The organism is Duncaniella muris, assembly GCF_003024805.1.
Classification (GTDB): domain Bacteria; phylum Bacteroidota; class Bacteroidia; order Bacteroidales; family Muribaculaceae; genus Duncaniella; species Duncaniella muris.
The window spans coordinates 16887-29956 of sequence record NZ_PUEC01000016.1 but is presented as its reverse complement, the minus strand read 5'-3'; the positions used below and the strand labels follow the sequence as shown (position 1 = coordinate 29956).

Annotated in this window: 10 protein-coding genes; 9 read left to right on the top strand and 1 reads right to left on the bottom strand. The window is 54.3% G+C overall.

The genetic code is table 11. From position 1 onward, the window contains the following. Positions 1-81 precede the first annotated feature (81 nt). From C5O23_RS07870 to pyk, 7 genes are all read left to right on the top strand, one after another. Positions 82-2058 carry a putative porin gene (locus C5O23_RS07870; protein WP_107032397.1) on the top strand — a complete coding sequence of 659 codons (1977 nt, stop codon included), beginning with the start codon at positions 82-84 and terminating at the stop codon, positions 2056-2058. 96 nt (positions 2059-2154) lie between these two features. Beyond that, complete coding sequence (locus C5O23_RS07865; protein ID WP_160630753.1) at positions 2155-3069, top strand: transporter substrate-binding domain-containing protein; 915 nt, start codon at positions 2155-2157, stop codon at positions 3067-3069. Positions 3070-3238: 169 nt separating this feature from the next. Further along, positions 3239-3793: an HdeD family acid-resistance protein gene (locus C5O23_RS07860; RefSeq protein WP_107032395.1), complete on the top strand. Its 555-nt coding sequence runs from the start codon at positions 3239-3241 to the stop codon at positions 3791-3793. A gap of 131 nt (positions 3794-3924) precedes the next feature. Further along, complete coding sequence (locus C5O23_RS07855; protein ID WP_107032394.1) at positions 3925-4881, top strand: AvaI/BsoBI family type II restriction endonuclease; 957 nt, start codon at positions 3925-3927, stop codon at positions 4879-4881. Continuing rightward, the gene (locus C5O23_RS07850) at positions 4863-6398 is read left to right on the top strand and encodes a DNA methyltransferase (RefSeq protein WP_205743437.1); all 1536 of its coding nucleotides are present in this window, start codon (positions 4863-4865) and stop codon (positions 6396-6398) included. The genes C5O23_RS07855 and C5O23_RS07850 overlap by 19 nt, the downstream gene beginning before the upstream one ends. A gap of 201 nt (positions 6399-6599) precedes the next feature. Next, positions 6600-7016: a DUF3127 domain-containing protein gene (locus C5O23_RS07845; protein WP_107032393.1), complete on the top strand. Its 417-nt coding sequence runs from the start codon at positions 6600-6602 to the stop codon at positions 7014-7016. A gap of 550 nt (positions 7017-7566) precedes the next feature. Then, positions 7567-9018 (top strand): pyruvate kinase, encoded by a 1452-nt coding sequence (pyk, locus tag C5O23_RS07840; protein ID WP_107032392.1) that lies wholly within the window; start codon positions 7567-7569, stop codon positions 9016-9018. A gap of 452 nt (positions 9019-9470) precedes the next feature. Here the strand turns inward: pyk and C5O23_RS07835 are convergent, their stop codons facing one another. Continuing rightward, positions 9471-10571 (bottom strand): ROK family protein, encoded by a 1101-nt coding sequence (locus tag C5O23_RS07835; protein WP_107032391.1) that lies wholly within the window; start codon positions 10569-10571, stop codon positions 9471-9473. Positions 10572-10843: 272 nt separating this feature from the next. Between C5O23_RS07835 and C5O23_RS07830 the strand changes: the two genes are divergently transcribed. Both C5O23_RS07830 and C5O23_RS07825 read left to right on the top strand, forming a co-directional pair. Next, on the top strand, positions 10844-11530 hold the full coding sequence (locus C5O23_RS07830) for a response regulator transcription factor (RefSeq protein ID WP_107032390.1): 687 nt from the start codon (positions 10844-10846) through the stop codon (positions 11528-11530). After that, positions 11508-12965 carry a sensor histidine kinase gene (locus C5O23_RS07825; protein WP_107032389.1) on the top strand — a complete coding sequence of 486 codons (1458 nt, stop codon included), beginning with the start codon at positions 11508-11510 and terminating at the stop codon, positions 12963-12965. Before C5O23_RS07830 ends, C5O23_RS07825 begins: the two co-directional genes overlap by 23 nt. Positions 12966-13070 lie beyond the last annotated feature (105 nt).

Genomic DNA, 13070 nt, shown 5'->3' with positions numbered 1-13070 from the left:
ATTTAAGGTAAGAAGATTATTCGTCGAGATGACGGATAATTTTTTTTATGCGCGATTTTTAAGTACCTTTGCAGGCACATTATGAAAAAGCATATCCTCATCATTTTCACCATACTCATTGCCGGACTTCAGGGGTTCGGCAAAGATGACACACCGTCTGACTCGCTGTCATACAGCTGGCGCATCATCCAGCCGCTCGGACTGCGCGAACGGGTCCCGATGGACACCCTCATGCACAACTATTACCGCACGGCCGTCCCTACCTCTGTCAGCCCTGCCTTCGCCACCACAGGCAATCAGGCCTCCGTCGGCAAAAACATGATCTTCATGGAAAGCGAGCCCATGAGCGACTTCTTTTTCCGCGATGCAAAACAGTTCTGGATTCCGACCGTCGACAACATGCGCTTTTTCAACACCCGCATCCCCGTGACCCAGTTGGGCTACAACACCGGAGGCGGACGCGAAATAGCCCAGGACTATCTGCGCATGCTCTTCTCAGGCAATATCAGCAAGCGCGCGCAGATCGGTGCCCGCGTCCACTATCCCTACTCCAAAGGCAGTTATGAATATCAGGCCGCCAAAGGTTTCTCCTGGGGGCTATCAGGGTCCTACATGGGTGACCGCTATGAAATGCAGGCCTTCTTCAACTCCTTCAACTTCCTCAACAAGGAAAACGGCGGCATCACCGACGACCTCTACATCACCGATCCGGCCAAAATCCAGGGCGGAGTCTCGACCATCAACCCCAAAAGTATCCCGACCTACCTATCAGCAGCCCACTCACGTGTGCGCGGACAGCAGTTCTACATGAACCACCGCTACAAAGTGGGCTTCTGGAAAGAGACCCGCGACGAAAACGACTCCGTAGTGGCCCGCGAATACGTCCCAGTGTCAAGCTTCATCTGGACTCTTGACTACAAAGACTCCCGCCACCGCTTCACCAACACCAGCTCCTCGGAAGGCAAGGAATACTGGGCCAACCACTATCTTGACGCCGATGCCACCTGCGACCGCACCAAATACAATTCACTGCGCAACACCATTGGCATCTCTCTGCTTGAAGGCTTCAACAAATACGCCAAAGCTGGTCTCGCCGCCTTCGTCACCCACGAGATACGCCATTATTGGCAGACACCCGACACCCTGGCAATCTCAGGCGACGACCGCCCCGCCGCACTGACACCCTACCCCTTCAAATCGCGCCTCGCCCACAAAGCCAATGAAAATCTGCTCTACGTAGGCGCACAGCTCACCAAGCAGCAGGGCCATCTGCTCAACTATGAAGCCACAGCCAACATCGGACTCATCGGTCCCGCAGCAGGCGAAATCAAGATTGATGGCAACGCATCGACCCGATTCAGACTGCTCGGCGACACCGTATCGGTCAAAGCCTATGGCCTTTTCAGCAACACCTCGGCGCCATATCTGATGAACAACTTCATCTCCAACCACTTCGCCTGGAAAAACGATTTCGGCAAAATCCGGCGCCTCCGCCTCGGCGGCATCCTCAACATCCCCCACACCGGAACCAACATCAACATCGGAGTGGAAAACATCCAGAACCACATCTATTTCAACGCCGACGGGCTCCCCACCCAGGAAAGCGGCAGCGTGCAGGTGTTCAGCATCCGCGCACAGCAGAACCTCCGCTGGCGCGCACTCAACTGGGACAATACCATCATCTATCAGACATCAACCAACGATGCAGTCATACCTCTGCCCAGACTGGCCGTCTACTCCAACCTCTATCTGCTCTTCAGAGTGGCGAGAGTGCTCAAAGTCCAGCTCGGTGTAGACTGCGACTACTACACAAAATACAAGGCCCCCGCCTACCAGCCCGCCACAATGGCCTTCTGCAACCAGCGCGAGATCGACTGCGGAAACTACCCCTTCATGACAGCCTATCTCAACCTCAAGCTCTCACGCGCCCGCTTCTTCGTGCTCTTCTCACACGTCAACCAAGGCCTCATCGGCGACAACAACTACTTCTCCATGCCCCACTATCCGCTCAACCCGCGCCGCTTCCAGATGGGCGTGATAGTAGACTTCTCAAACTGATCCGCTCCTGACAAGCCGAAGCACAGGCTCATCCGTCAACCTTTTTTCGCCGGCCGATTGTTTATATATACATAAATGTATCAGACAACCGGCCCTATGACACCCACAGACCCTGACTATAAAACCACCGGCCGCCCACGCCACGGCAACCTCGCAGACTTCTTCCACGGCCCCCGCGGAGGCATACTCCTCTCGCTCATACTCATAGCCGTCGGAGTGATCGTCTCGGTCAAAAGCTGCTCCTCGCCCGTAGCAAACAACGGCTATGAATACACACGCGCCAAAGGCGACACCATCAACGTGGCCATCGACTACTCACCCATGTCGCTCTACCGCTACGGCGACTCACTCGCAGGCTTCAACTACGAGATGATGAAACAGATGGCCACCCTCTATGGAGACAATGTCAAATTCTACCCAATATCATCCGTCACCTCGGCACTCGACGAGCTGAAACGCGGCGTCTATGACGTGGTCATCTCCGACTATCCGCTTACCTCCTCGCGGCGCGACAGCTTCCGCTTCACCGAACCCGTCTACCTCGACCGCCAGGTACTCATAAGCCTCGACACCACCGTCCGTTCGCGCCTCGACCTCGCCGGCAAGGAAGTCTGGACAGTAGGAGGCACACCGATCGCCGAACGCCTCCGCAACCTGAGCCATGAGATCGGCGACACCATAATCCTGCGTCACGACTCTATCCACAGCGCCGAGCAACTCTTCATGCTGACCGCAATGGGGCGCATCCCGCGCGCCGTCATCAACGAAGCCAAAGCCACACGCCTCGCCGAGGACTATCCTGACGTCAACCTGGCCACACCAGTATCGTTCACCCAGTTCCAGTCATGGGTAGTCAACAAAGACAACACCGCGCTTGCCGACACCCTCGACGCCCAGATACGCCGCTTCAAGACCACACCACAATACTCCACCCTCGTGGAACGCTATCTGACCTCAGCCGCCGCCACAGCCGCGCAGACCGACAGTATGCCGGCCTCATCCGCGCCATAGGTCCTTAAGCACTTTTTCTCAACAAATTCAAAACGCCGCGCGTTATTACATTACAGCGAGTGATCCTGCTGTTCCTCACTTCCGATTCAGCGCAATCACTTCTATGAAGCAAACACACAAACTATATCGCAAAATCAATTTCAACTATTAACAAAAAACACAAGACGTTATGAAAACGCTAATTGAAAAATTCTGGGGACAGACCCGCTATTGGTGGGTGATCCTCGCAGCGGGAATCCTAATGGTCATCTGCGGTTTCGCTTACTGGTTCTGGCCCGTAGCCGGCTACGCCGTAGCATCCCAGATCTTCGGATGGCTGCTCATCCTTGTGGGCATTGTCCAGCTCCTCGTCTCCTCCGGACCTGACCGCGGCAGAGGCTGGGGATGGTGGCTTGCCGGAGGCATCATCGACATGTTCATCGGCTTCCTCATGGTCCGCAGCATCGTACTCTCCGAAGCAGTATTCCCCTACTTCATTGCCTTCATCTTCATCTTCTGGGGCATCAGCGCCCTTTGCAGCGCAGTCAACCAGAGCGGACGCCGCTACTGGTGGCTTCAGCTCATCAACGGCATACTGCTGATGCTCATCGGCTTCTTCTTCATTGAAGCAGGCTGGGTACAGGACATGGCAATGACAAGCTTCCTCACATCGCTCGCCTTCATCTACTGGGGTTTCACTCTCGCGATGCTCTCCTACGACATGAAACCCGTCGAACGCCGCTGATGGCATGAAGCGCGCCTCATGCCGCTGACAGAATCAGCCCCTCCTCCACCCTACAATATCACCGAGGCCCCGCCCACACAGCGGAGGCCTCGGTTGCGTCATAACGGAAAAATAAGTATCTTTGTAATCCCATGAATCCACTATTGATCATCAGATCAGCCCAAGAACTGATCACCTCCCGCACCCAGACCCGCAGCGGCTTCATAGAGGCCGCTCTTGCAAAGAATAAAAAAGGCCGCCCGTACATCGAACAGGCCAGGACTCTACGCGCATATGCCCTGGCAGCAGAAAATCCGCAGGCTCTGCTCGGCATCGATGCCATCCGCCCGGCTCTTCTTACAGCGTCCGGACTTTCTGACAAAGCCTTCAAATATTTCACTGAAGCAGACAAGACCGAAGCAATACGCGCTCTGATAAAGAATTTCCTTGAACCCGCAGGCGATGAATTTGCAGAAGAACTTACATATCGCTTTCTGCTGATCAAAGGTGATTCACTCGGCGGATCCATGAGGAACTATGTCGGTGAACTCGCTCAGATGAAACTCGTCAGGAAACTGCTTTCATTACTGGCTATCCGGGAAATCCCATATTACGTGCTGTCAAAACAGCAAAAGAAAAACAACGGATGGACAAGCGGCAGCTACGAAGCCGACTTTACAGCAGCATCTGAAATCGCCGCCATCCAGTGGAGCCACGATGGCAAGAACCGCCTCTTGTTTTTCAATACAAAAATACCATTGGTCAACAACAATGTAGACATCTGCCTTTTCGATGGCGACTGCCTAAGTTTTGATTTTGGACGCATTGTGAATCATCCACAAAAAGCCCTGATGTTCGGAGAACTCAAAGGCGGCATAGACCCGGCCGGAGCCGATGAACACTGGAAAACCGGCAACTCCGCACTTGCCCGCATCAGATCTGCATTCAGACCGACTCCGGTGTGCACATCATTCATAGCAGCCGCCATCGAAGCAAAAATGGCTACCGAGATCTGGGATCAGCTCTCGGATTCAACCTTAAGTTTTGCCGCAAATCTCACAGATGACGGCCAACTGACATCTTACTGCGCATGGACACTAAGCCTTTGACCGACATGATTTCAAGCCTATTCCCTGAATATACTGCAACGGATACTGACAACCGATGGAAACTCTCGTCATTTTCAGCCGAAGGCTTCGCTTCTGACTCAGAACGACTCCGTCTGGAAGAAAAATATTGGCCGCTTGCCGATATAACCGACCGATTCGACCGCAAAAGCGTCAGTTTCCAGCTGAGCAAGAACGACAGCATCCACAGTTGGCTGAAATACAAAGAAGGTTTTTCAGCCGAACTTGTCAGAAATCTCATCAGCGAATTCAAACTCCAGCCTGACGACACGATACTCGACCCCTTCATGGGATCCGGCACCACCGCTCTGGTAGCGTCAGCAGAGAACATCAACAGCATCGGTTATGACATCCTGCCGATGTCAGCCATCGCCATAAAAGCAAAAAGCGCGGTCCATGACTATAACATAGCCGAGCTTCATCAGCTTATTGAATTTATAGCAAGCCGGGAATTGCCCGGAAACTACCGTCAGGAAACTCCATATATCACCATCACAGAAGACGGCTATCCCAAACAAAACGCTATCGAACTGAATTACTTCACAGAACTGATTGCCTCATCAGACTTTTCAGACAACTGCAAGACCCTCTTCCGGCTGTGTGCAATAAACATTCTGGAGCGGATTAGCTACTCGGCCAAAGACGGTCAATATCTGCGCTGGGACATCCGCTCGCCCAAAATAATCCGCGCAATACAGAAACGCGAGGAAACCGGCAGGCGCCCTATGGTCGTAAAGCTCAACAAAGGTGACATACCCTCGTTCAGAAATGCAATCATCTCCGAACTCAACCAGTTCATAGCTGACATTGAGTTGATCCGCAACACGATGCCACGCCGCAAAGGATGCAGCTGTGATTTCCATGAAGGAAGTGTTTTATACAAACTCCCGCTGAGGGCCTCTGAAAGTATTGATGCCGTGATCACATCACCGCCATACTGCAACCGCTACGACTATACCCGCACATATGCGCTCGAACTTGCTTACCTTGGCGTTTCTGACACCAGAATCAGGCAACTGCGTCAGGACCTGCTGTCATGTACGGTCGAAAACAAATCAAAAGTCAGCCATCTGCGTGACTTCTATACATCCATTGGTCGGGCTGCCGACTTTGAGCGGATATGCGGAATACTCCAGTCATGCGAACCTTTAAAAGAGGTCATAGAAGCCTTGAAACTGAGAATGGCCAACGGAGAGATCAACAACAAAGGAGTAATCCCTATGGTCGAAGGATATTTCACTGAGTTGACATTTCTGTTTTTTGAACTGTTTCGCACCTGTCGCCATAGTGCGAAAGTAGCTTTTGTCAATGACAATGTGCGCTATGCAGGAGAAGTGATTCCGGTAGATTTCATTTCAACAGCCATAGCCGAGCAGATCGGTTTCCGTCCGGTCAAAATATATGTGCTCCGCCAGCAGAAAGGCAACAGCAGCCAGCAGATGAAAAAGTATGGCCGTGTGGCTCTGCGCAAAAGCATCACCGTCTGGGAAAAACCATAGGCACACTTTGAGCGCTTGCTTCCGCGACATTTCCCCTTTTGACACGGGCTGCCCATGAGGAGTGTTGAAAAGTGTGTTGAAAAGTTTTTGGGAATGGAGGAGGCGGGGATTTGGCAGGTTGGGGGAAATTGATTACTTTTGTAGTCGGTCTGCCCCTATGGCCGGCCGCATCAATCCACCCCGAAAAATTCTAAACACAATATGGAAGTTACAGGAAAAATCATCGTCGCTCTCCCCGAAGTAGGAGGCACATCTCAAAAAGGAAACCCCTGGAAGAAACGCGAATATGTGCTTGAGACACAGGAAACCTACCCCCGTAAAGTCTTCTTCAACTTCTTCGGTGACCGTGTGGACCAGTATCCTCTACAGGTCGGACAGCTTGTGAAAATCAGCTTTGACATCGACAGCCGCGAATATAACGGCCGCTGGTTCGTAGAAGTCCGCGCATGGAAAGCCGAGGATGCCACTGCCGCAGCAGCCGCTCCTGCAGCCTATGGCGCTCCCGCAGCCTACGGTCCCGCCCAGCAGATGCCTCAGGGCTATGCAGCTCCCGCCGCAGTTCCCGCTCCCCCGGCTCCAGACCTCACTCCCTCGGCTACTGACGACCTGCCTTTCTAAGCCGACATATCGCTCACAGATATATACCGTCAATCATAACTCATCAGAAGGAGACTACCGTCCATCACTCTCTATAAAAGGAGAGCGGACACGGCAGTCTCTTTTTCAACTTTATCAAACACACTTGAAACAAGAGGCGTCAGAGAGGTGTTATGAAACGCCCTCTAAGAGATCATAGCCGATATTGCTGCAAAATTATGTATTTTAATACAATAGACTTTTCACATGCTCTTGTGAGAAGGGTGGCGTTTTTAGTTAATATTATATAAAATTACGCCCATTCCTCATCTTTTCATGTAAGGTATTGGACGGACGGAATCCGGAAACCGGCAGGACTCGCACATGACTTGTCAGGCCTCGGAATGCAAAATATTTTTAACGGTTTCATGGCTTAACCGATAGATTTGAGTAATTTTGCAAAAAATTTGCACAAGGCAGGATTTTCATACCGTCAGGCCTGTGCGGCCGAGTCATCCGGGCCGAGAAAAAGGAGGTTATGATGACCGGTCTGTCATTCAGTCATTTCACATAAATCATAAGTAATAGGCACATGCTAAAAAAGAGCACTAAAATAATCACGACGATTTCCGACCGCCGCTGCGATGTGGATTTTATCCGCAGTCTTTTCGAAGCAGGCATGAACGTGGTACGCATGAATTCGGCCCATCTCGGAGCCGAAGGAATGGCACAGATAGTGGAAAACTGCCGGGCTGTCTCACCCCGTATCGGCATCATCATCGACACCAAGGGGCCGGAAATACGCACTACAGTCAACTCCGAGCCAAACGACAAGATTGCTTTCCGCGAAGGAATGGAAGTGGAATTCTGCGGTCACACCTCGGAACCGACAAGTGCCGGACGCATCTGCCTGAACTATGCCGACATTGCCAATGACGTGCATCCGGGCATGCACTTCCTCATCGACGACGGCGAGCTCGACTTCCTCATTCTTGACATCGACGCCGCCACCGGCATCATACGCGCCCGCTGTCTCAACGACGGCAACCTCGGCTCGCGCAAGAGCGTCAACATTCCCGGCAGCGACATCCGTCTGGCCTCGCTCACCGAACGCGACAAGGCCACTCTGGCCACAGCCGCAAAGCTCGGCGTCGATTTCGTGGCCCACTCGTTTGTGCGCAGCGCCGATGATGTCAAAGCCGTCCAGAACGAGCTCGACCGCCTCGGCTCCGACATGAAGATCATCTCCAAGATCGAAAACCAGCAGGGCGTCGACAACTTCGACTCCATTCTCGAAGCCTCCTATGGCATCATGATTGCCCGCGGCGACCTCGGCATCGAAGTGGCTGCCGAACGCATCCCCGTGATCCAGCACGAGATGATAGCCAAATGTATAGCCGCACACCATCCTGTGATCGTGGCCACCCAGATGCTCCACTCCATGATCACCTCGCCGCGACCCACCCGCGCCGAGGTCAGCGACATAGCCAACGCCGTCTATCAGCGCGCCGACTGCCTCATGCTCTCAGGCGAAACTGCCAACGGCCGTTATCCGGTCGAAGCCGTGTCGACTATGGCACGTGTGGCCCAGGATGTGGAGGCTTCTCTGACCGCCACCATCACCAGCGACAATATTCCGCAGCTCGCCGACGAACACGTCACCTCATTCCTTGCCCGCCAGGCCGTAGTCTCCGAGCGCGAGATCGGCACCAAGGCCATCATTGCCAATGCCTACCACGGACGCACAGCCCGGTTCATCGCATCGTTCCGCGGCGCGTGTCCCGTCTATGCCATCTGCTATCGCCGCCGCACCATGCGCTGGCTGAGCATCTCCTACGGCATCAAGGCATATTACTACGAAGACTATACCCGGCAGCAGCGCTATCCGCTTGTGGCTCTTCATGACTTCATCGAGCAGGGCCTGCTTACGCCTGAAGACCGCATCGCCATCCTCGGGGCGATCAACGGCACAGGCGCTACCTTCCTCGCCATCAACTCCGTACAGGCCATCATGGAGCACGGCGCCGCCGGGCAGGAAGCATAAAGTCTTCATCCTCCTGCATTGAACGACCGTAAATCGGTGTCCTTGACCGGGCACCTGTTTTCGGAGAAATACACGTAGCCCGTGACACCTTTGCGCTCTGCGCTGCGGTGTCACGGGCTATGAGTAAATCTGCGTCCTCCGGACGCCACCAGCCTAACCGCGACGATGAAAGGTCCGCCAATGGCAGCAAGGCCCGTGGATGACACCGGACCCCGGCCGGGTATGGGGCGGCAAGTGCCTACAGAATGGCGCCGGAACCACCGACCGGGTATGGGATAGCGGGTGTCCGGTCGAGGACACCGATTTAATCGTAGCCCCCGACACCGTGCGATAGCACACAGGTGTCGGGGGGATAGCGATGATCTTTCAATGATGGTGTCCGGTCGAGGACACCGATTTACCGTCATGAATACAATACATGACGGGAGATGACGATGCCTCAAAGAGGGAGCTCACTCGCCGTCGATCTTCGACAAAGCAAAGGCATAGGCCCCGGCCGAGATAGCTTTTGAGGCTCCGAGACGCGAGAATGTCACACCTATACGCTTCATATCGTCATAGACAGCCGTCCGGTCTGTGCCTCTGACAGGGATACGGCGGCTGTTTCCTCTTGCAAAAGCTTCGAACTCAGCCTGATCGTCGAGGTTGAACACCTCCATCTGCACACGGCGCACACTGTCGCCTCCGATCGTCGACAGAGACGCGCGCAGCTCTCCCAGCAGCGAAGGCAGTATGAGATGACGGGCTGCCGTGATGCCGCCGCCTATCACTATTATGCCGTCGATCAGCTGGGCGGCTATGGCCATCGCATCGCCCGCAGTCTCTCCGAATTCCTCAAAAGCCCTGCGGGCCGCCGCCACATCGCCGGGCCGCTTGCCATCAGCAATCTCGCAGATATCTTTCGGCTCGAAACTGTGGCCGAGATCGCCTGACAGTTCGGCATATACACGCTTCACGGCTCTGACGGCCACCCCCTCCTCGACTATGATACCATTTTTGGTCTTGTGGGGCAGACAAAAAGTCTCCACGCAGGAGTTATCGCCCCGGTTAAGCTGCCCGTTGACCACCATTCCCACTCCGAAACCGGTGCCGAAGGTATAGCCCAGCAGATTGCGGTAGCGCTTGCCGCTTCCGGCTTCCGCAAGGCGGCGGTTGATATCAGGCAGAGCTCCGCATAGCGCCTCGCCGTAGGCAAACAGGTCGCCATCATTGTTGATGAACACCGGAATGCCGAATTCATTTTCCAGAAAGGGTCCCAGAGCCACACCCTCGCGAAACGACGGAAAATTCGGCAGAAAACCACCGATTATGCCGTTGGGATAGTCGGCCGGGCCCGGAAAGGCAAAGCTGATGGCAACCGGCTTCTCGTCAAGCGAGTCGATCACCTCGCGAAAACCGCTCACCATAGTGTCGAGACAGAGGTCAAGGTCATGGGCATTAGAGGGATAAGTGATCGGTTCTGTGATATACTCGCACCCTTTCATAGCTCCGAACACCAGATTGGTGCCGCCGGCGTCAAGGGTTACTACTGTTCTGCTGTCATGGATATACATATATAATATATATTAGGTGTTGTCTGTTATCCACAAAGTTAATAAAAACCGCAAGCTTTACAGCCTCTTGGCAAAAAAAATCCCGGCAAGGCCACGTTCCCCCGCATTATCGCACTCTTTCTTCGTTTTCTCTGTGTATCTTTGCATCAGAAATCCATCCGGAACCCATGAAAGAAGAACTAAAACAAAACCAGAAAGAACTATCACTGTCAGATGACCGTTTCACAGCCTCCGGTTGTTATAATGCCATAAAGCATAAATTACAATCCCAAATGAGCAAGAGACTGTTGGTCGTCGATGACGAAGAGACCTTGCGCGAGGCCCTGCGCTTCAATCTTGAGGCCGAAGGCTATGAGGTAGACACCGCCGGAAGCGCCGAAGAAGCGCTTGCCCTTGACATAGGCTCGTATGACCTGATTCTCCTCGACATAATGATGGGCGAGATCTCAGGCCTGCAGCTTGCGCGCATCATCAGGGCCAATCCGGCCACAGCATCTGTGCCGCTGATCTTCTGCACGGCAAAAGACACGGAAGACGACATGATCGAAGGTCTGGAGACCGGCGCCGACGACTACATAATGAAACCCTACTCGCTGCGCAACGTCATAGCCAGAGTGCGGACCGTGCTGCGCCGCTCAGCTCCTGCCACACCCCAGCCTCAGGCCGAGGAGAAGGTGACATTCGAAGGACTGACCGTGATCCCCTCATGCAAACGCTGCCTGGTTGACGGCGAGGAGATCAGACTCCCTCGGAAAGAATTCGAGATCCTGCTCAGACTTCTACGCAACATAGGCCGCGTCTTTTCACGCGAGGAACTCATCAAAGACATCTGGCCCGATGAAGTGGTGGTGCTTGACCGCGTGGTCGACGTCAACATCACCCGCATCCGACAGAAGATAGGCCGCTACGGCTCCCACATCAAAACCCGCTCAGGCTATGGCTACGGATTCATGGATTAGGCTCTCCTATGCCCGCCGCCTTTTTGTGTGGCTCCTGGGCTACTCGCTGCTGCTCGTCGGGAGCATGGTCATCTTCCAGTACGGTCGTGAAAAGGAGTTCAAGGCCGCGGAACTCAACTCGCAACTGCAGCTGGTCAACCTCCACATCTCCGACGGCCTGGCCGAAGGAAAGACCGTGGAACAGATCGACCTTGACCGCTTTGCCCCGCTCGGCGACATCCGCGTCAGCATCATCGACTCCCAGGGCAAGGTGATCTATGACAATTCCCTCGACCATCTCCCCGGCTCAGACCACAGCGGCCGCAAGGAAATCACCGAAGCCATGCGCAACGGCTCTGGATACACACTGCGCCGCCACAGCGAAAGCACCGGCTCGACCTACTTCTACTCGGCCACACGCAGCGCCGACGGAATGATTGTGCGCACCGCACTGCCCTACTCCCTGCCTCTCAGCCGCATCCTTGAGGCCGACCACACTTTCCTCTGGGCTATGGGCGGACTGACGCTCCTTTTCTGCTTCCTCGGATTCCTGGCCACACGCCGCGTGGGACAGAACATTCTGCGGCTCGACCGCTTCGCAGCAAAGGCTGAGCGCGGAGAGAAGATCATAGACACCGAACCTTTCCCCCACGATGAACTTGGCGACATCTCAAACCACATAGTGCGCCTCTATGCCCGCCTGCAGCAGGCCGTGGCCGACCGCGACCGCGAACATGCAGCCGCCATGCACCAGCAGCAAGAAAAGGATCGGATAAAGAAACAGCTGACCAACAATATCAACCACGAGCTGAAAACCCCGGTGGCTTCCATCCACGTCTGCATAGAGACCCTCCTGACCCATGAGAACATGGCGCCGGAAAAGCGTCGCGAATTCCTCGAACGCTGCCTGGCCAACGCCGGAAGACTCAAGCGCCTCCTTGCCGACGTAGCCATCATTACGCGCATGGACGATGGCGGACGCATGATCTCGCGCAGCCGGGTGGATCTGCAGCCGCTCATAGCCGAAGTGGTCTGTGACTGCACCCCTGCCGCCGAGGCAAAAGGCATCGGAATCGACAATGAAATCATCGGACCGCTGACCGTAGAAGGCAATGCCGATCTGCTCGCCTCAGTGTTCCACAATCTGATTGAAAACGCCATAGCCTACAGCGGGGGTGACAGCATCAGCCTTAAAACAGTCTCGCTCAGCAGCGACAAAGCGGTAATTTCAGTAGCCGACAACGGCTGCGGAGTCGACCCATCACATCTGCCCCACCTCTTCGAGAGATTCTACCGCATAGACAAAGGCCGTTCGCGGGCATCGGGCGGAACCGGACTCGGCCTGTCGATAGTCAAAAACGCCGTCGTGCAACACGGCGGCTCCATCAGGGTTGACAACCGCCCCTCCGGCGGCCTGATCTTCACCATCACCCTCCCCCTCCCCCGCCGGGAGTGATCCTTTTCATATCGGTGGCTTTCATCTTTTTGAAAAAAATATTCAAGCGCCTTGCAGAATAATAGTAAAATTACTACCTTTGCAGTGTCCAATTAAAGAGAACAT